The organism is Sphingobacterium humi (genome assembly GCF_009768885.1).
Lineage (GTDB): Bacteria > Bacteroidota > Bacteroidia > Sphingobacteriales > Sphingobacteriaceae > Sphingobacterium > Sphingobacterium humi.
The window spans coordinates 1-19,351 of record NZ_WSQA01000024.1; the positions used below are offsets into that span (position 1 = coordinate 1).

Consider the following 19,351-nt stretch of genomic DNA (forward strand, 5'->3'; position numbering starts at 1 on the left):
ATATACGCTCATTTAGTAACACAGATAGGATACCTTGCCAGTAATTAACCGAATTCTTCAATTGAACACGAATGGAGAAGGATTTTTTATGCCAAAATATTTATTTAGGACAGTACTGGCTGATTATCTACAAATATTAAATAGTGTTCGTAAACGTTAAAAAAGATTTGTATACAAAAAACCATATAAGTTGTAGGAGAATCGCCGCGTACACAGAATAATTAGTGGAAAACAGGGTTTTCCACTTTTTTTTATTTATTTCGTAGGATAATTAAGCTGCTATGAGTTTAACCGTACTGGAAGAATACATTGAAACCGGGAACTACCAAGACCTGGACCTGTTATTAAGTAAATCGCCAGAGTTGGTAAAAGAGAACACCAGCCACGATATCTCGCCCCTATTATTAGCTTGCTACTACCATAAGACGCAGATTGTCCAAGTCATTCTTAAATACATCAAGAGCATTACCATTCATGAAGCCTGTGCAGTGGGACTGACCGAGCAGGTGCAATTTATGCTGGAACAAAAACCGGAGGTCATCAACGAGCTTTCGTCTCATGGCTTTTATCCACTGGGAATTGCCGCCCACTTTGGTCAGGAAGAAATTGTACGCATTTTGTTGTTGCAGCACGCCAATCCGAATGCAGCTTCCAAAAATGGCTACCAGGTGTTCCCTATTCATGCGGCCTTAAGCGGGCAGCATGACCGCATTGTAAAGCAATTAATTGAGGCAGGTGCGGAAGTGAATGTATTGCAGTCTTCCAGAACCAGCCCTTTGCACCTAGCAGCACAACAAGGCAATATCGATTTGATTATCGTTTTATTGGAACATGGAGCCGACATTTCGGTTCGGAATGAATTTGGCCAAACCGCTGCGGACCTGGCTTCAGAGAAAGGCTTCCATGAAATTGCTGAAATCTTAAAAAGCTAAATCCCTTTTATGAGGCTTGCGCCTATTCCACAGTGCAAACAGCGTTTCTTATCGCAATAAGCGGCCTGCAATTGTAAGATGGCCTGACTGTCCATGGCCGATTGTAGGGGCATGCCCAACTTTTTATAGGGCAATACCAGCTTATTCCGCTCGGCAGGCACCTGTTCCAACCAACTTAAGGCCCGATCCATCAGTTTTTGGTTCGCGGTATATTTCCCATAGGTAAATAACAATAATGCAAAGCTATTGATAACCAACAGGTGAAAGAAATCGTTTGTAATAGCACCGCTATGGGGCACCGCTTCCTTTTCAAAATGATAATGATCTTCCCAGAAGGCAGGCAGCTGAACCTCGCTGACGTAAACCTGAATCTCAGCCAGCTCCTTGCTGTGGGTAATCCACGCAAACCAACCCGGATGACCGGTATATAAGGCCGCTAATTGCGCCAATTTAAATGTCGGAAAGTTATAGGGGCGCATCCGTAGAAACTTCCATTGGTAAGGCGACAAACTGCTTAAATGATGGGCCCGCTCTAAAAAGCTGTAGGCCCGTCGCAACTCTTGCACGTAGGCATCCTTTACCCCTTCCTGCTGCAACCAACCGGCCTGCCCGAAAAACAAGCTCTGCACCTGCAGGGGCTTATTCCCTAATTTTCGTAGCAGATTCAGCTGTAGAATCTGACTCAGGTCTATAAAACTCTGCTTATTGACTTTCATGCCAAAAGCGGCAGCAATAAGCGCCAGGCATAGCCTTTCCCAATCGCCTTGCATCATCTTCAACAAGCCTAACACCTGCGCATAGCGTTGTTCCAGGCGCTCAATGGCCATGCGCTCCAGCACATTCACCTGCACATGGCTGGGCACAGCCTCCAGCTCGTAAGCACAAGGGATGGGGTTTATATTTTTTAGGAGGGTATTCGCCTTGGCGATAATGCTGGCATCTACCAAATCGCATAATTGCAAGCAGGGCAAGAGGCTTCCGTTTTCCAGCCAGGCAGCCTCCTCGCCATCCCAAACCACATGCAACAACACGGCATTATAGGCTGGATTATGCTGATGTCCGTGCAAAGCCCAATCGCGCGCATGCACATGCACTTCCACATGCCCATGCCAGGCATGCCCCTCCATTTCCAGCTGCGCCATCAGAAAATCAGGCCCCGCATCGGCATTCCAACGCCCCGGATTTACAATGCGCAGGCTATCGCCAAAGCTAGTCTGCAAGGGGAATTGACGAAACAAGCGAAAGCGCCATATAAATTGCAAGATATCCTCCGTGATTTCCATGGAAGCAAATTAGCAAGGCAAGGTTAAGCTTTGGGGCTAATTAAATTAAGAAGGAATTAAGACTGTTAGGGTATCGGAACCAACGGCCTGTCGAGCGATTTCTTTTCCATAGATCTCCGGCGCTTTCACGCCTGAATTCCATGCCCCGGCACCGGTAAAGATGCGGGCCTCATCCCACAGCCCCGCCTGAATAAAGAGATCTAAGGTTTTCTTCCCGCCCTCAATAATCAGCGATTGAATGTCCATCAGGTACAATTGATAGAGGATTTGTTGCGGCAGGTACAGGTCGAAATTTTCTAATTCCACGAACTTGAGGTGCCCGCGCCAATCGGTTTTAATGGCATTGAACACGATGGTTTCGGCCTGTTCATCCATGATGCTAAAACTTGCCGGCACCGCCAGGTTTTTATCAATCAATACCCGCTTAGGATTACGCCCTTCCCAATCGCGAACGGTTAGGCTCGGGTTATCGATCAAGGCGGTATTCTTCCCCACCAAAATGGCATCCTCTTCGGCGCGCCATTTATGCACCAATTGCTTACTCACCTTATTGCTGATCCAGCGTTGCTGCCCTTCGATCGGTGAAAAATAGCCGTCTACAGTTTCTGCCCATTTCAGAATCACATAAGGCCTGAACTTTTCCAATTTGGTGAAGAAACGACGGTTGACCCAACGCGCCTCCTCTTCCAACACACCTAGCTCGGTTGTTATCCCGGCTTCCTGCAGCTTCTGAATGCCTAAGCCGTTTACCTTAGCAAATGGATCTTGACAGGCGATTACAGCGCGCTTAAATCCCATAGAAACGATTAAATCGGCACAGGGTGGCGTTTTTCCATAATGCGCACAGGGCTCCAGACTCACATAGATACTGCTTTCTGCGAAGTAGGCCTTGGCCTGCTCTTCCCCGAAACGGGAAATGACTTGATTGATGGCGTTTACTTCGGCATGCGGGCCGCCGTAAGGGGCGGTATAGCCTTCGCCAATGATTTCATTTTGATATACAATTACAGCGCCCACCATCGGATTTGGACTTGTTTTCCCGGCACTCAGGACCGCCAACTCCAAACAGCGACGCATAAAAAGGATATCCATATTCATGGCACAAACTTATTAATATTCTTCTTAAAAAAACAGTTTTCTCTGGTTTTTTGTAGGTTTGCAGCATGGAAACCTTAATGCATGTTCGGCAAGCTTACCTCGCCCAGCTAAGCGCTCTTTACGATGAAGAAGAGGCAAAATCTTTATTTCAGATTGCCGCCGAAGAGCTGCTGCAACTGTCGCGCATAAGCTTGACAATGAGCCTGCAGCAGACCTGGCCAGCTGAGGCATTAACGCCACTATGGAGCTGCCTGGAACGCCTGAAGCAAGGCGAGCCTATTCAGCATATTTTTGGCCGCGCGCCCTTCTTTGGCTATACTTTCCGTGTAGATGAACATACCTTGATTCCACGCCCGGAAACCGAAGAATTGGTCGACTTGATCCTCAACGAAAATAAACAGCATCCGGGATTGCGCCTGATTGATATCGGCACCGGGTCGGGTTGTATTGCTATCAGCTTACAGAAAAATTTACCCAGCAGTACGGTAACGGCTGTGGATGTTTCCAAGGAGGCGCTGGCGGTGGCTCGTGCCAACGCAGAAACCCTAGAAGCTGCCGTGGAATTCCGCTGTCTGGATATTCTGGAATGGGAACTTGCCTTTGGCGAGGAACAATTCGATATCGTGGTCAGCAACCCTCCCTATATCACGCAAAGCGAAAAACAGGCCATGCATGCCAATGTGTTGCAGCATGAACCGCATACGGCGTTATTTGTTCCCGAAAAAGCTCCCCTCCTTTTTTACGACTATATCGCCGACTTTGCCCTGCATCACCTCAGTGCAAACGGCAAGCTTTACTTTGAAATGAACCAATACCTCGCTAACGAAACCAAAGACCTGATTCAAAAGAAGGGTTTTAAGGACGTGAAAATTATAAACGATATCAATGGCGTAGCTAGGATGCTAAGTGCGCGCAAACAGGCTAAAATGATAGCTAATTTGGATGTTTAAGATGGCATGTTTGGTTCAACGAATTGTAGGCTGTTGAACTGTCTTTGCTTTTTACCGAGTTTCCGTCTGTATTTCTTTACAGCAACTTTTGGCTAGACCCCTTGCTCTCCCCTTTCACTCCCCTTTCAAACCCGTATCAAGCCCCTTTGCATTGGGCTTTGCTTGGGCATGGATTGGGTTAGTGTTGGGCAAGGGTTGATTGTTGAGGAATAGTTGCTGTACTGAAAGATGATTTGGTATAAAAAGAGGGTTGGCACTAGTGTGGAATAAGATTCTGAAAAAATAAATGCATATTTTTTTCGATTGAAAAACAGCAAGTTATTTGGAAAAGGAGAAATTTATGTAGAAAAGATTTGGAGTGTATGGGCCTTTTTTCTACCTTTGCATCACTTCAAACAACGAAGGGTACGACAAAAACAAGACGTACAAGATTCCGTAGCTCAGCTGGTAGAGCAATACACTTTTAATGTATGGGTCCTGGGTTCGAATCCCAGCGGGATCACTTCTTGGGACAAGTCTAAAAATGATAGACTTGTCCCATTTTTTTTGCCTTGTAACTTACTGTTATTCTGATAGATAAGAGCAATCGCAGAATTTAGCCTCGGAGTTCGATGTTGTGTTCCGTCAAATTCCAAAAAATCAGGGAACATCGAACTCACTATAAGCCTTTTTTCCTCAATATCGCCGTTTTCATAGCGTCTATCAATGTTTGCAACCTTTTTTAAGGTGGATGCTACCAAGTCTTTTATCTCCGTTCCCACTACTGCCAAGTCGTTTAATCTACGTTCCAAAACCTCAATCTTTCCTTTGGTCAATTTCTTTACTTCTTGGAAATCGTCATCTGCCATTTCTCCATCGGCATTTTTCAAAAGCGCATTTTGATAGCGTTTGTTCAACGCATCAATCTCACCTATGATATTTGCCCGTTCCGTGTTTTGGGCTTTGGTTTTGTTATTGAAGTCTTTTATAAAGGCTTCGATAAAAACATCGACCATACCCTCTTTTGGTGATAGATGCCGTAACTGTTTTAAGAAAGCCTCATTGGTGGTTTCGGCTTTGAACCGTACTCCGCAGGAAGAAGTGCAATGATAGTAGTAATAGTAATTGCCCATCTTGCCCTTTGAGGCACTTCCTGTGAGCATCCTATTACAATTAGGATTAGGGCATTTAATAAACCCTCTAAGCGGTAGATTGTCCATAGCCACGATTTTAGGCTTTACAGCCCTCTTTCTCCCATCGAGAATATCCTGTACATCCGCAAACGTCTTTTCGCTGATTAATGGCTCATGCTGTCCTTTGACAAAATATCCCTTTTCCTCTTTGTAGGGAGGAATGAATATTTTGCCACAGTACAAGGGGTTTCGGACGGCTACCCAAAAGTTATTTTTGCTGAACCGACCTTTTCCATCGGCTTTCTCCCGAACCATTTTCCATATCTGTTCCGTATTGAAGTTATTGGAAACGATTTGCTCAAACGCCCATTTTAATATGGGTGCTTCAAAATCATGGGGTGCAATGAACTTCTTTTTGCCCTCTGTTATCTTATTGACATATCCCAAAGGAGCAGTACCCATATACCGCCCCTCTTTTTTCGCCCTACGCATTCCGTGAAAAACATTTAATGCACGCCTGTCGTTCTCAACTTCCGGTGAAGCGAGATAGAATGCAAGCATGATTTTATTTTCGGGAATGGTAAGGTCTAAGGGCTGTTCTATCGCAACAGGCTCAACGCCATGTGTCCGTAACTGGTTAATCATTTGGTACGCATCACCTGCGTTCCTACTGAACCTATCCCATTTGGTAAATAATATTATTGACCCCGCTTTGTTGTTTTTTGTTTTACGCAGGTTGGACAAATATTTCTGCCACTCTGGACGTTTGAAAGATTTTGCCGAATGGTCTTCTATGTAAACATCCCTTACCGGAATGCCTTTTATCTCGCAATATTTTCTTAATCGATCTTCTTGGTCACGTTGCGAATATCCCTTGTCCGCTTGCTCGTCTGTCGATACACGTATGTATAAATCTGCCTTTCTCATCACAACAGTTTTCCTTGTTCATTAGGTTAAAGTTTTCCTCTTAGATACTGGTTAACTGCAATGTCAGCTATCTTCTTTACAAACTCCAAGATGGTTTTTGCTTCCTCTAAATCGACCTCTGTTCCTTTCTTTTTCAAGATTTGCACAACTCTTTCGGGAGTTAAATCGTTCGCTTTTTCTTTCTCCATCTTCAACTCTATTTTGCTTGTTAACCGAGCGGAATAATCCGCATCACGAACAAACTTATAGATATGATGGAATGGCTCTTTGAATATGTCTTTGGATTGAATTACTTGGCTTAGATTGGCTCAAAGCGTTAATATAGCCAAAGCACATTTACGGCATTCACTCCGCTACTTACCGTAAAAGAGCTTATGGCTATGATTGGGAACAGGAGATTGAAGATGTCGCTCCACAGAGTAGCTGTTTCACTCCAAACTTCAACCACCTGTTGCTGTATGGATTAACATTAAATTCTTTCTGAACCATTTCGGCAATGCTATCCTCATTACTTCCACGATTTGTTTTATCCGAAAGCCAATATGCCTGTTGTTCACGTTTCATGGAGCAAAGGTTGGACGTGTTCTTAACGGAGGCAAAAGGTCATGCAAGTTTGAAAAAAAATCTCCACCCGTTGGGTAGTATTTGTTTTCCAAAACCTTGTGCATCCTAAACACTAACCTAAACTGCTCCCGAAACGAAACACAGCATACTCCGGCTCTTTACACGAATAAAAAAAATGTCAGGCATGAGGAATAGAAGCATTGGAAATGGTATTGAAACAAAACAACAGCACCACCTCTCATTGCCGAATAAATCAAAAAAATTAATTCAAAACAGTAAAGAAATGACACATCAAATAATCACATCGGAAGCAAGGGTATATGTCGGCACATACGCAAAATATAATGACGGTTCAATCTTCGGGGAGTGGCTAACGCTATCCGACTATGCGGACAAAGACGAATTTTACGATGCTTGCAGGGAGTTGCACGATGACGAGGAAGACCCCGAATTTATGTTCCAAGACTACGAAAATATCCCAAATGGCTTAATCGGCGAATATTGGATAAGCGATAGCATATTTGAGGTTTTGGAGGCTTTGGAAGATATGGACGAAACCCGAAAAGAGGCATTCCTAATATGGTGCGAAAACGGACACCGTAAGCTATCCGAGGGCGATATTGACGACCTAATAAGCGACTTTGACGATGACTATATAGGGGAATACAAGGACGAGGAAGATTTTGCCTATGAACAGGTAGAGCAAATGGACTTGCCCGAATTTGCAAAAACGTACTTCGATTATGAGGCTTATGCCCGTGACCTGTTTAGCGGTAACTATTGGAGCGATAGCGGTCATGTATTTTATAATTGCTAACCCACAGGCGACCGCCTGCAAAGGTGGTCGCCTATCAAAAATCAAAACCATGATAACAGAAACTTATCAAGCGACCCTAAAACATGATACGGGCATGATATGGGTAAAAGTAGTATCGCTAAGCGGTGAAAGGGGCGCAATACAACAGATAACCACCGCCGAGCATTGCCCCGAATGTGCCATTATAAAATTGAAGAAGATTAACACTAAAAAAGTATAACGACATGAAAGCATTAAACGAAATGAACAACGTTGAAAAAGGGTATTTACTTGCTAAGCTATTCCCCGAAAACCTTAAAGATTTGACCCTTTTTGTACAGCAGGAAACGGAACGTTTCAGAACGCAGGAGGAATATATACGCAGTATTTGGGCTAAAAGAACGCTTTTAACAGTCGATTATTGGTTTAGCTTGGTCAGTAATACCGAACAGGTTTTAAAGCGGTATAACGTCATGTTACACCGTAGCACACGGGTGTTTTCTGACCAGTTATTTGACGGTCACAATGCCATATTTCTAATAAACTGCCTTGTTGAATATGCAGACAGGGAAGAATGTAACCCAAAGCTAAAAGAGGCTATACATTTGATATTCGGGCATGATAAAATGATTGTAACGGACTTAAACCAATAAACAAATGTACATAACAGATTTATACGGTCAGAAAAAAGAAGTAACCGACCTCGATACAGCCATTGCACAGGCAGAAAATTTTAAGGATATGCACCATATCCCACCCTTGGAGAGCGATAAGGAAAGGCAAGCCTATTGGCGTGATATATACAAAAAATTGATACAACTAAAATCAAAGGAAAATGAGCAATCTTGCAGATAAAACGGAATACAGGGCATTGAGCATTATTGCCCGAATGGTGAAGCAGTTTGAAAAACTGCATTATATGGATATGACCAAAATTGATGATTGGGATGCCACACAGGCGAGGAATTTATTAGAGGGTGTTATCCAATCCAACGGGTACAAAATCAACTATGACAGGGGCAGTAATAAGCCGATTTTAAAGTTATAGGATTGTTTAACGGGAGCGGTAAGCCGTTCCCGTTTTTGCCTCAAAAATTGGACGGCAAAAAGACAGATCCTCCCGATGGTCGGAACAGTCTTTTTGCGGAAAGCGGAACAACCCCTTTGTTAAATGCTCCCATTCCACCATTCCCTATCAGCATTTCCCAAATAGGTTGTATTGGCGTTGACTACTTTCTTTCGTGAGTTGAGACGAAAAAGAAAGTAGCAAAGAAACCAAAGACAGTAATTATAATTTTAGTGTCAAATTGACCTGCAATATCAATAGAATTGTGACAAATTGACCATAAAATATTTGTGGCTTTTTAATTGATTAAACCTATCAAATACTGAAATGTTAACCTAAAGGCGTGAAATCAAATCAATTGTTCTCGGTCTTTTGTCACTTTCAAAAATTCTAATATAGAAGCTTTAAAATTTTACATATTATATGGCAAAAAGAAACCCCGAGGTAACCGCTCGAAATAAAAAAATTAATGAGCTAACAGAAAAACTTCAAGATATGCAAGATGAAGTTTTAAAGAAAACTGGCTTTGAGAATGTTCATTCTTTACATGGGAAAATTGGAGGGAAATTTGACCAATTTATAGACATTAAAACTGAAGTAATTAACTCTTCGGAACATTTTATTAGCCTTTGGCTCCAAGGGTACGAAAATGACCTTTTGAGTAGAGGTGAATATGTAGAAAACTCTAATTTGTATGATACCTATAAATTATTACAAGACCATCCTGTCTTTAGGGATTACCTTTTTGTGTTTTTAGAAAGAGTTTACTTACGTAATTATGATGCCTTGTCAAAAAAAAGACCACTAATTGAAGAAGCAGAAATTTATATCGGACAGAATAATGCTAATTATGGTATTTTAATAACCCCACGTTTTGTAAATGGTTCATGGGAGAATGACAAAAGTGAAATAAGGCATTTCAAGAAACAATATTGGTCTATTGGACATATTCTCGAAACAGGATTTGTAGTTCCTAACAAGAATGACAGAATGACTTTCAGAGATGTTCCTGACTATCTAAATTTCTTCGTAAATGTACTTGTGAGAAATTCGGGGTCTAAGTATGAAATGGAGATTGCAGAATTATATAGGGATTTTGTTCTTGACCATCCAAGACCAGAAAATATTCCGCTTTTAATTCCTGAATTTCGTTATGAGGGAATTGATGTAGTGCATAAATATAGACTTGACTTTACAATAATTGAGCCTAATGACTTAAACAAGGTAGGTTTTGAATTATCGCCTTGGTCAACTCATGGGCAATTAACAGGGGTTAAAAACATGACCCAGATAGAGATAAATGAAAAGGCAAAAAGTAATTTTGAGAAAGAAATGACTAAGCACAAAAATTACTTCAAAAAACACGGGATATTCTCTTTGATTTACACCGATGAAGATTTAAAAAACACAAAAAATATATTTGACGATATGAAAAAATATCTTGAACCCAAGACTTCTGCACGTCAATTAAAGTTACATATATTGGATGATTTCTTTAAAAAAGATGTAACAAAGAAATAGAGGAATTACTAATAGATTTGTTTTACTATTTGCCATTGACCACCCCGTCAATGGCTTTTTTCATGTCATTGCCAATCAGCAGATATTTTGAAAAGCCAAGCTCCGCAAGTTCTCTGATAATTTTTTCTTCATCCATATCAGTATGGGCAATTAGCTTCAATTTAGGGTATTGACTTCTTAATTCCCGTAAATGCTTCATGATGCCTTTATCAGAAAAATCGAGATCGATGATGCAGATATTGGGTAACGATTTTAATGCTGACAGTTGATTTATCCCATCCACAACGTTATCAGAGCGAAAGACAACATCTACCCCCGAAGCAACGAGGTCATCATGTATTAAATCCATCACTGGACTTTTATCATTGATAAATGCTGTGGTAATTCGGCTTATGTTCTTAGTCTCCATATTGACGTAGTTTTTCATTTTGTATGGAGTTCCTGCATTAAAAAAAAGCGCAGGCAACTACACTTACCGATACTGGGGCACTGGTATGCCTGACAACGAATAAGCGAGCACCCACGCCTATGGCGTGAGCATTCCTACTTATCGTCTCGTTGTCTTAAAAATTACCAGTTTTCAGTATCGAGACTTAAAGTAACAACACTTTAAGATTTTTATATTTTCAGATACAAATATAGTGAAGCCAAAAAGGTTCAACAAACGTAATATGCATAATTTGCAGTGTGACTCTCATTAGAAAGTTTTGATTTTACCATTTTCCAGCCAATTCGGAATTTCAAAGCTCTTCGCTTTGGGATGTTGATGGAATATATTTCTTAAATTTCTAAACACTGAATAAGCATCACTTATAATTTGTTTTTGTTTATCAGTAAACTTCAAATCATATTGGTTTTCACTAATTCTATGAGCCGGATTTTGTCTTTCTCTTCGTATTTTCTTTAACGGTTTAAAAAGTTCACTGATTGTACCGTCTCCCTCTACGTTAAAAACTGAAGTTAGCCATTCTTCGAAAATTTGTAGTGTACCTTTAGACTGCTTTTCTACCAAGCCATTTCCTAATTCTTTGTATTCAAATAGTTCAACCTTCCCCTCGAAAAAATCTTTATTGATGTTTTCTGAAATCATTTTATCAAGTAGCAATATGAAATCATTATAATTTTTCAAAGTTGGTGTAAAGAAAAACGTGAATTCCTTTGGTCTATTCTCTTCTTCAAATGTTTTTCTAAATAGAGCCTTGGAAAAAATCAATTCAGTTAGGTCGTTTATGCATTTTTGTTCTCCAATGAAGCCAGAAAAAATAGAATAAGAAGATGACCAGTTGCCTTGAATTGTATTCTGATGATATTCTTCAAGCATTTTACAGTTACCTGATTTCTCTCTGCTTTTCCAATAGATTTGATGCTCGGCGGTTAAATCCTTTAGGTATCTTAAGTAAACTACCGCCAACCTGTTTCCATTTTCATCGAAACCTAATCCAAATGTTTTTAGAAAGATGTCGTCCTCATCCCTTACAATTGGCTTTTCATTTTCATCATATCTGCAAGAAATACGTCCAGAATAATCTTCAAACTTGAAATCAAACCGAGGGTCATTAGAATACCTATCCAATACTTCTATTTCAAAAAAAATTGGTTTTAAATGAGGTTCTCCGAGTGCAAGCTGTTGCGTATAACAAGCGTTACCAAATTCAGCTAAAGTTCTATTCTTGCTAAGGAAAATTTTACTTGGATAGAGACAAATGGGGAATTCTGTATTCTCAGATGAAATTTTGAAATCACCAAATGAATGAATAACTTCTTTAATTTTTTTTGCTTCTTCCAAAATACTTAACTGGCTCTCAATTGGATAATGCTGAAAACCTATAATATGAGGATTGGTGCTTGACTGAATTGAAACGATATCTTCAATAACAAGTTCTTTTATTAAGTCTATTGAGGCTTCATATTCTATATTAAGCTTTTGGGAAATATTCCGTAGTGGAATTCCGTTGAAGTCCGAAGAGTTCACGAAAAAATCATATACAATAGTTTGAATTTTATTTTTCAATTTATTAGTGTTTTTTATTAGGCTTGCCACTTATTAGAAATTTATTAAAGTAAAGGATGCTTTACGGTTTATGTATCTCCGTATTTTGGGATGCCTTTTCTTGTGCCTTTTTCTGTCTTGAATAACTCCACAGGAAAAGCACACCGAATATAATCAAAGCATAAGCTATCCATTTGCCCAAACGTTCAGAAGTTTTAATAATAACGGATTTTTCATAAGATGAAAAGCCTTCCGCTCCTGTCGGGCTACGCCTGTAAAACTTCCTACGGTTAATCCAGTACCGCAGACCTAAACCCAAAACCAATGCTATTATGCCTAAAACCAGTGAAACTCCCATAATGATAAACGCCTATATTTCAATCTCTAAATTTACAAAATGTATTCGTTTTGCTCTACAAGAAAAAATAGAACACCGTTTAATCAAAAAATCCCGCCACATTGGACGAGATTTTCTGTTTTTAATCACGACTGTTAAACTGGAAACTTATTTGTTTTTCATTCCCGAAGTTGTCCAAAATCCAAATATCAAACGACTGTGATACGGTGGATTGCGAAGTGTAATACAGCCTAAACTTTGTCTGTGGCAACAGGTACACATCATTGGGCATATAAGGCGGTTCGTTGTAATACCGCAATGTTCCCTGTCCGTCAAACTGGAAATAGCGGATGTAGTATTTCGCATCATTGAAATTGCCCGACCGTTGAATGGTAATCCGTATTTCAACGGTCTGTCCGTTCGTTACCTCTGTGGGTACAGGCATCACCTGTACCTCAAAAGGGTAATTCTGTTGTATATCAAGTTCGTCTTTTTCACACGAGGTCAGCACCACGGCGCAGACCAACATCGCCAAGAGCATGAACATTGCCTGCAAATGTAGCCCGTACTTCCTGATTAATATTTTCATCATAAATCAATTTTAAAAGTTAAACCTTAGTCCAATCCCTGCCGATGGACGGAACTGTTTCAAATCCGTACCCCATAATACTTTTGTCCGCCCTTGCAGGAGCAGGACAAAGCGGTCGGACAGGTACGTTTCGAGCGTGAGCCGTCCGCCTGTGCCGTAAACGAAATTGTCTTTGTCGAGGATGGTCGAGCCATCCGGTAGCATGGCTTCGCTCCGGTTGATGGTTTCATAACCTGCCACGGCTGTAAGCCCTGCATTCAGCGTGACGGTCTTTCTTGCATCGCCCAATAGCTGAAGACTGTAACCCACCTCGCCCGTATAGGTTTCAAGCGGTATCTGTACATCCCTGTAACCGGAAAACTGATGGGTGTACTCCGCACCCCATATCCAGTAATTGCCGTTCTTTCTGTTCACGGTCAATGTCAAATTCAGATAGTAATTGTCGCTTATTTCTTTGGACAGCATACCTGCGTTTATTTCCAATCCCTTTTGTTTGGGGAGCATCCGCTGTGCCTGTACTGCCGTCATACTTAGCATGGCAAGCACCACGGCAAAAATGTATCTTATCATTGTTCTTTCTTTTTGGGTTAATTAATCTTTAGGTGCATATCGCTTATCAGCTTGGCGTGTACGAGGTCGGAGTTTTCCACCTGCAATACCTGTTGTCTGCCCCCGTTCTTTTCAAAAATTTCGATAACCAAAACCTTGTCATCCGTGATGGTAAACTGGTCAAGCAGGAACACATTTTGGTCGGTGGTATTGCCCGTTATTTCACCGAGCGTTTTGTACATACGCAATGGGTTCATTGCCTTTTCCTGCACCACGGTACGCTTGGCGACTTTCTTGTCCACGACCTTGAAATTCACAAAGTCAATGTTGAACGGAACATTGCTTTTGTTGCGCAGTTCCGTATGGAAATAGAATTTTCCGTTATGGACGTAGATACCTTTTAACAGGAATTGTATACCGTAGCTTTTTGCCCCGATATGCTTTACAATCCTCTTGTTCTTTTTGTAAATCGTTTCCATGAGCAAGCCTGCCAGTGACGGCGAATTGCTCCCCAATTCCTCAAACAGAACATCGTTGCCGTTTTCCCTGTCCGATGCCTTTTGCATGGTCAGCAAATCATAATTCAGCGTTGCAGGATAAGGACTGTAACAGACATTGAAATTGTAAAACCGACCATCGTCCGTGATGACCGAAAAATTGGTTTCCTCGTCAAAATCCCTTACGCTTGCTTTGATGCGCAAAACGTTTTCCGCATCTTCGGCTTTGCCTGCAATAAGGTATTCACTGCCCAAATCCACGTAGCGGATAGCGGACGGGAATATGAGGTGCGAGGTCTTGCTGTACGTTACCTGCATTTCGTAAGGGTCAACCTTGCCCATGCTCAATTTTGTTGTACTGGATGCAATTTGCTGTGCATTCGCACCTGTGATAAAGACCGTTAAACAGACCATTGCCATGAGGCTTTTAAATATTGCGTTCATATCGATATTATTTGATTTTTAATGGAGATATGGAATGTTCATGTGTGTTTGTCTTTTTGGAAACATGAACATTTCATTTTCTTTTTGATTTTAGTTAAACATTAATTTTTTGAAACGAGGAATAGCTGATGACCGGCTTTGACGGTTACTTTCGGTGTCCTCACTTTCTTGGAGAAGTAACCCGATACGCCCTGCACCACACCACGGGAAAGGTCGCCTGCCATCTGTTGCCCTGCCGAGCGTGTCATCATGATACTTGTTCCCCCCGTTTGGCTCATGTTGGAGGCTATCTCGGTAAGGGCATTCATTTCGGGAGAATATGGCAAATATAGCCCTTGCTGTCCGTCCACATCATACACGGTTATATCGACCGGAATAATGTTGCTCTCAAATTCGATGGATGTTACCTTTAACTGCAACCTGCCACTTTGAAACTTGGCGTTAGCCGTCAGTACCGTTCCTGCCGGAATGGAACGGACGGGAGTTTGCGCCGTTTCCAACAGTCGCAACCGTACACCACTTTCGCCCGTCACGACCTGTGTTTCCTGTACTACTGCCTTAATGCTATTTTTCGGCTGTATGACCTGTTCCGAAACGCCCGCCGTATAAAAGCCACGGTTTCGGGTTTCGTTCCAGTTTGCCAAAAAAGCACTGTCAGTCGGTTCACGGTACAATGCGGAAACCGCATTTTTCCTTACAGGGGTGAACGCCACGAAATGTTCCTTTTGTGAGGCACTCTTTGCCGAAGCTGTTGTGTCCGTATTGTTCGGCTGTGCCGGAGTTGAGGGCAGGTAACGGGAAGCCATCTCGTATGACTTTTCCATCAAAGCCAACTGGTCTTCCATGGTCGTTACAGGCGGTACGTCCTTTTCTGCCAGTTGTTCTTTCAATTCCTCAATCTGTCTGCGGAGTTCCTGCGTTTCGTAATCGCTGTTGTCGTAGAACGAAGTCAGCGTATTTTGCGCACTGCGGTAACTGTTCAGAGCAGGGTTGCTGTTCCTGCGTGTACCACCGCCGTAAGCGTAGCTGTCTTCGTAGCCCTCATCCGGTTGCTCCGCTTCCGGATCGGCGGTACTGTCCTCGCTCCAATAGTCGGACAGTGACAGGAGCGCATTGCGCTTTTCCTCCATTTTCTGTTCGAGCATTTCCTGTTCATAAGCCTTTTGCTTATCGGATTGAAGCCCTGCATCGGTCGCCTGCGGTACGGCATCGTTCAGACCAATATCCTCAACCTTTTGCTTGTCGGAAGATGGTTTGAAGATTAAATACATACAGCCGAAGAACACCACGCCCATAAGAGCAAAAATGATGGGCTTTTTTAACTTTTCGGCTTTGTTCTGCGCACCGTCTTGGGGTGCATCCATTCCGTTTTTTGGGTCGTCATCTTCGACCAAAAAACTTACTTTGTTTTCACTGTCTTTCATGCATTTTACGTTTTAAGATTGTGTTAATACTGTCCTGCGGAGAAACCGAGGATTTGTTTTGCCTGTTAATCGGGTTTTCGATATGTTCTATTGTTAGGGTATTATTGGGCTGTGCTACATCGTAGCATACTTTTAACAGTACGATAATGGACAATAGCGCATAGCCCGAAAAGAGCAGTAGCGTATAGCGGTGCTGTTTTTTGACAGGCATCGCTCGCCACTGTCCATCGAGTTTGTCAAACCAATTATTGATTGTCGTTCTTAGATTTTTCATGCCCCAATCCGTTTTAGAGACTGAACCGCTTCTGCCTGTGAACCGTCTTTTGCTCCGGTGCATCGCTGACCATAGCGATTGCTTCCTTTGCGTTGGGAGCGGTCACGACCGACAGGTCGGAGAGTTCCGTTTGTTTCAGTAATTGCCCGTAACGGTCTTTTTTCGCAACTTCCATGCTGTTAAGGAAGAATTTGCCGTTTAGGTACTTCACCCTCATAAGACATTCTACCCTGGGCAGGTCTTCGCCTGCCCATTGCAGAAAGCACGACAGTAACAACTCCTGTTTAGCTACACCTTTGGGGCAACCTGCGAGATATTCGCTGATGCTTGCTTTCAGTTTTCCGGCATACGCACCCTGCGTATGGAAATAGCCGTCATACCCTTTTGCGGTAAGGATGTTGGCGAACGTGTTCAAATCTGATATTGCTTCCATAATCTTGGCTTTAGCGGTCTATGACTTCTATATCCCTGTTTTCCAATACGGCAAACTTTTCGATATTGAAGCCCTGCGGATTGTTGTCAGACTTGACCGAGTTTAACAATAGGCATGAAGTGACCAAATTCCGTTTGGTCACGTTGCTTGGACGGATGATAAACTGTTTGGCATACGTTCTTACGGCATACGGGTAGGTGTCGAAGTTGCAGACCACGCTGTCCACCTCGATACGCTGTTGCACGTTGCCCGAAATGATACGATTGTAGTACCCTTTTTCCGAAAGGTCTTTGTAGTAATCGAAAGCCGATTTGTCGGCAAGGTTAAAAGCCCTTTTCATGTTGCTTTCGATGGCGTTCTTATCGGGTGCGAGCGTGAAGAACAGTTCATGGAAACGCTTAACGTGTTCCCGTGCCTCAACAGGCCTGTTGATGCTTGCATCCTGTGACAATGCCAACATCAAGGACTTGCCGTTGTCCAGTACATAGACCTTTTGTCGTTGCAACTCTGCAAAGTTGTAGGATTGCCAAACGGCATAACCTACCACAGCGATGCAGAGTACGGCAAATACAATGGCGTACAGCCGTATTTGCCTAAAGCTGTTTTCTATATTTCTTAGTGTCTTAAATTCCATTGCTTCTTGATTTTTATTTGTTCATTAACCTGCCACCAATATTTCCTGCAACAGCCCCCGTTCCGGCTCCGGCGATGTTTCCGGTTTTCGATGCCGTAGAGTTTACGTTGCGCATGAAGTTCCCTGCGCCCCCTGCCTGTATTACCCAACCTGCCACCGTTGGAACGGTGAAGTACCCCACGATGCCAATCAGCATGAAGATGATATACACGGTGTTGGATGTGTCGGGGATGTAGGTCGGGTCGGCAAGCATATCAATATCCCGTTCGATGATGAGGGATTGTATCTTGGCGAGCATGGAGCTGAACATATCGGCGATGGGCAACCACAGGTACACGCTGATATATCGGGTCAGCCATTGCGTAAGTGTGGATTGAAAACCATCCCATACACTTATCGCAAAGGCTATCGGCCCGAGAATGGACAGCACGATAAGAAAGAATGTCCGTATGGTGTCTATGACCAAAGCGGATGCTTGGAAAAGGACTTCCAGTAGTTCCCGAAACCAGTCACGGATGCTTTTCTTTAAATCGTACATTCCACGCTCCATGTACATACCGGATATGGCAACCAAATCGGACGGCGACCATCCCAATTCGTCCAGTTTCTTATCAAATTCCTCATCGCTTACGAGGTAAGCGGTTTCGGGATTGCGGAGCATCGCCTCTCTCTCCAACAGGTCTTTTTGTTCCTGCAATTTGTTGAGGTCAAGCACTTGGTTTTCGAGCATGGCGTTTGTGCCTTTTACCACCGGACTTAATACCGCATTGATAGTTCCCAATACGATGGTCGGGAAGAACATAATGCAAAGCCCGATGGCGAAAGGTCGCAGGAGCGGAAACACGTCTATCGGTTCTGCACGGCTCAATGCCTGCCACACTTTCAGTGCCATGTAGAACAGTGCGCCCAATCCGGCGATGCCCTTAGCCACTGTCGCCATATCGGCGGACAGTGGGAGCATCTCATCGTAAAGCGAGCGCAGGAGTTCGTGAAGATTGTTCCATTCCATAGCTTACCAGTATTTTTGTTCAGCAGTTCCGTACAGTTCAAGCACCCTTTTAGTATTGTTCTGTTTTTTAGCCCTTAATATGCTCACGGAAATGTTTTTGTTGGTGTAATAGCGGACAAGGCTGTGATAATCCTTGACCTCTTTGTAAACCTTGTCGATGATGTCCATACGCTCTTTATCGTTCAGCGAAAGCGAGGTCGAGGAAACAATCTGTTTCAGTTCTTTGAGCAGTTCGGTACTCTCGTTCAATAGCGTGGAATAACCGTTGGCAATTGCCGTCAGTTCCTGCGGAGAGAAATTGGGGTCGTTCATCATTTTGCCGAAATTGTTCACGTACATTTCGGACACATTGCCCACGAGCAACACGGTCTGTTGCACCTTACGGGCATCTTTCACCAAGTTGTTTACGGCTTTCAGTTTGTCGTAATATTCCTTGCCCTGTTCATACACTTTTTTTACCTCGTTGAAATTCTTTACCACGTTTGAAACGGTGGATGAAGTCTGTATGATTTCATTTGCACTGTTGATGATACCCGATGCAAGGTTTGCAGGGTCGGTCACAATCCATTGTGCCTTTGCGGACGGTGCAACGGCAAGCATAAATGCCGTACACACCAGTAACATTGTTTTCTTCATTGTCTCTGATTTTTTTTAAATGATTAATAATTACCTGCCTACCGGACAGGCAGGTTTGCGTTCTCACGTCTCTGTTGGGCAATGCGTTTTATCGCCAGTTCCACATTGCCGTCCAGTTCGGATGCCAGTTGCATGACTTCCATTTTTTCGGTTTCCTCTGTGGTGTATGCCAAATATTCTTCGAGCGAAACCTCTGTGGCATACACGGCGGAGTGCGTACCGCCAAGCCCAATCCATACCTCTTTGTAAAGCCTTGACGGGTCATTGTTCTGATTGATGGAAAGGA

At 42.7% G+C, this 19,351-nt stretch carries 24 protein-coding genes, 1 tRNA gene and 1 pseudogene; 9 read left to right on the forward strand and 17 right to left on the reverse strand.

Annotation, left to right across the window (positions count from 1 at the left end; all coding sequences use genetic code 11):
* Nucleotides 1–281 precede the first annotated feature (281 nt).
* Nucleotides 282–932 carry an ankyrin repeat domain-containing protein gene (locus GQF63_RS19235; protein ID WP_160370881.1) on the forward strand — a complete coding sequence of 217 codons (651 nt, stop codon included), beginning with the start codon at nt 282–284 and terminating at the stop codon, nt 930–932.
* On the opposite strand, the gene GQF63_RS19240 is transcribed toward GQF63_RS19235, so the two are convergent.
* Together GQF63_RS19240 and ribD are read right to left on the reverse strand one after the other, a co-directional pair.
* The gene (locus GQF63_RS19240) at nt 929–2,215 is read right to left on the reverse strand and encodes a DUF2851 family protein (protein ID WP_160370882.1); all 1,287 of its coding nucleotides are present in this window, start codon (nt 2,213–2,215) and stop codon (nt 929–931) included. The genes GQF63_RS19235 and GQF63_RS19240 overlap by 4 nt on opposite strands.
* Before the next feature lie 45 nt (nt 2,216–2,260).
* A complete protein-coding gene (gene ribD, locus GQF63_RS19245; RefSeq protein WP_160370883.1) occupies nt 2,261–3,313 on the reverse strand; it encodes a bifunctional diaminohydroxyphosphoribosylaminopyrimidine deaminase/5-amino-6-(5-phosphoribosylamino)uracil reductase RibD in 1,053 nt (350 codons plus the stop codon).
* 65 nt (nt 3,314–3,378) lie between these two features.
* Between ribD and prmC the strand changes: the two genes are divergently transcribed.
* The gene (prmC, locus tag GQF63_RS19250; RefSeq protein ID WP_160370884.1) at nt 3,379–4,263 is read left to right on the forward strand and encodes a peptide chain release factor N(5)-glutamine methyltransferase; all 885 of its coding nucleotides are present in this window, start codon (nt 3,379–3,381) and stop codon (nt 4,261–4,263) included.
* Between the two features lie 429 nt (nt 4,264–4,692).
* A tRNA-Lys gene (locus GQF63_RS19255) sits at nt 4,693–4,765 on the forward strand.
* Nucleotides 4,766–5,504: 739 nt separating this feature from the next.
* Here the strand turns inward: GQF63_RS19255 and GQF63_RS19830 are convergent.
* Nucleotides 5,505–6,302, reverse strand: a pseudogene (locus tag GQF63_RS19830) (recombinase family protein); the annotation flags it as partial.
* 26 nt (nt 6,303–6,328) lie between these two features.
* Nucleotides 6,329–6,490 (reverse strand): hypothetical protein, encoded by a 162-nt coding sequence (locus GQF63_RS19605; RefSeq protein WP_170292239.1) that lies wholly within the window; start codon nt 6,488–6,490, stop codon nt 6,329–6,331.
* Between the two features lie 659 nt (nt 6,491–7,149).
* Between GQF63_RS19605 and GQF63_RS19265 the strand changes: the two genes are divergently transcribed.
* The 6 genes from GQF63_RS19265 to GQF63_RS19290 all read left to right on the forward strand — a co-directional run bounded on the left by GQF63_RS19265 (nt 7,150) and on the right by GQF63_RS19290 (nt 10,249).
* Nucleotides 7,150–7,683: an antirestriction protein ArdA gene (locus GQF63_RS19265; RefSeq protein ID WP_160370899.1), complete on the forward strand. Its 534-nt coding sequence runs from the start codon at nt 7,150–7,152 to the stop codon at nt 7,681–7,683.
* Nucleotides 7,684–7,732: 49 nt separating this feature from the next.
* Nucleotides 7,733–7,903: a hypothetical protein gene (locus GQF63_RS19270; RefSeq protein ID WP_160370885.1), complete on the forward strand. Its 171-nt coding sequence runs from the start codon at nt 7,733–7,735 to the stop codon at nt 7,901–7,903.
* 4 nt (nt 7,904–7,907) lie between these two features.
* On the forward strand, nt 7,908–8,315 hold the full coding sequence (locus GQF63_RS19275; RefSeq protein WP_160370886.1) for a hypothetical protein: 408 nt from the start codon (nt 7,908–7,910) through the stop codon (nt 8,313–8,315).
* A gap of 4 nt (nt 8,316–8,319) precedes the next feature.
* Nucleotides 8,320–8,517 (forward strand): 3-isopropylmalate dehydratase, encoded by a 198-nt coding sequence (locus GQF63_RS19280; protein WP_160370887.1) that lies wholly within the window; start codon nt 8,320–8,322, stop codon nt 8,515–8,517.
* Nucleotides 8,498–8,710: a hypothetical protein gene (locus GQF63_RS19285; RefSeq protein ID WP_160370888.1), complete on the forward strand. Its 213-nt coding sequence runs from the start codon at nt 8,498–8,500 to the stop codon at nt 8,708–8,710. The genes GQF63_RS19280 and GQF63_RS19285 overlap by 20 nt, the downstream gene beginning before the upstream one ends.
* A gap of 441 nt (nt 8,711–9,151) precedes the next feature.
* Nucleotides 9,152–10,249, forward strand: a complete 1,098-nt coding sequence (locus GQF63_RS19290) for a hypothetical protein (protein WP_160370889.1) — start codon at nt 9,152–9,154, stop codon at nt 10,247–10,249.
* 25 nt (nt 10,250–10,274) lie between these two features.
* On the opposite strand, the gene GQF63_RS19295 is transcribed toward GQF63_RS19290, so the two are convergent.
* From GQF63_RS19295 to GQF63_RS19355, 13 genes are all read right to left on the reverse strand, one after another.
* Entirely contained in the window at nt 10,275–10,658 is a 384-nt protein-coding gene (locus tag GQF63_RS19295) for a response regulator transcription factor (protein ID WP_160370900.1), read from the reverse strand.
* Nucleotides 10,659–10,946: 288 nt separating this feature from the next.
* Nucleotides 10,947–12,260, reverse strand: a complete 1,314-nt coding sequence (locus tag GQF63_RS19300; RefSeq protein ID WP_160370890.1) for a hypothetical protein — start codon at nt 12,258–12,260, stop codon at nt 10,947–10,949.
* A 61-nt stretch (nt 12,261–12,321) separates the two neighbouring features.
* Nucleotides 12,322–12,597, reverse strand: coding sequence for a molybdenum ABC transporter permease (locus tag GQF63_RS19305; protein ID WP_160370891.1), 276 nt, complete (start codon nt 12,595–12,597; stop codon nt 12,322–12,324).
* A gap of 121 nt (nt 12,598–12,718) precedes the next feature.
* The gene (locus tag GQF63_RS19310) at nt 12,719–13,123 is read right to left on the reverse strand and encodes a DUF3872 domain-containing protein (RefSeq protein ID WP_425500405.1); all 405 of its coding nucleotides are present in this window, start codon (nt 13,121–13,123) and stop codon (nt 12,719–12,721) included.
* Nucleotides 13,124–13,177: 54 nt separating this feature from the next.
* A complete protein-coding gene (locus tag GQF63_RS19315; RefSeq protein WP_160370892.1) occupies nt 13,178–13,735 on the reverse strand; it encodes a conjugal transfer protein TraO in 558 nt (185 codons plus the stop codon).
* Nucleotides 13,736–13,752: 17 nt separating this feature from the next.
* Nucleotides 13,753–14,655 (reverse strand): conjugative transposon protein TraN, encoded by a 903-nt coding sequence (traN, locus tag GQF63_RS19320; RefSeq protein ID WP_212592662.1) that lies wholly within the window; start codon nt 14,653–14,655, stop codon nt 13,753–13,755.
* 101 nt (nt 14,656–14,756) lie between these two features.
* Nucleotides 14,757–16,079 carry a conjugative transposon protein TraM gene (gene traM, locus GQF63_RS19325; RefSeq protein WP_160370893.1) on the reverse strand — a complete coding sequence of 441 codons (1,323 nt, stop codon included), beginning with the start codon at nt 16,077–16,079 and terminating at the stop codon, nt 14,757–14,759.
* Complete coding sequence (locus GQF63_RS19330; RefSeq protein WP_160370894.1) at nt 16,066–16,353, reverse strand: nitrogen regulatory IIA protein; 288 nt, start codon at nt 16,351–16,353, stop codon at nt 16,066–16,068. Before GQF63_RS19330 ends, traM begins: the two co-directional genes overlap by 14 nt.
* Before the next feature lie 13 nt (nt 16,354–16,366).
* Nucleotides 16,367–16,786: a hypothetical protein gene (locus GQF63_RS19335; RefSeq protein WP_160370895.1), complete on the reverse strand. Its 420-nt coding sequence runs from the start codon at nt 16,784–16,786 to the stop codon at nt 16,367–16,369.
* A gap of 10 nt (nt 16,787–16,796) precedes the next feature.
* A complete protein-coding gene (gene traK / locus GQF63_RS19340; RefSeq protein ID WP_160370896.1) occupies nt 16,797–17,420 on the reverse strand; it encodes a conjugative transposon protein TraK in 624 nt (207 codons plus the stop codon).
* A 13-nt stretch (nt 17,421–17,433) separates the two neighbouring features.
* Entirely contained in the window at nt 17,434–18,429 is a 996-nt protein-coding gene (gene traJ, locus GQF63_RS19345; RefSeq protein WP_160370897.1) for a conjugative transposon protein TraJ, read from the reverse strand.
* 3 nt (nt 18,430–18,432) lie between these two features.
* Nucleotides 18,433–19,065: a DUF4141 domain-containing protein gene (locus tag GQF63_RS19350; protein ID WP_160370898.1), complete on the reverse strand. Its 633-nt coding sequence runs from the start codon at nt 19,063–19,065 to the stop codon at nt 18,433–18,435.
* A 38-nt stretch (nt 19,066–19,103) separates the two neighbouring features.
* A partial coding sequence (locus tag GQF63_RS19355; protein WP_246163621.1) for a TraG/VirB4 family ATPase occupies nt 19,104–19,351 on the reverse strand: 248 nt, incomplete at its 5' end.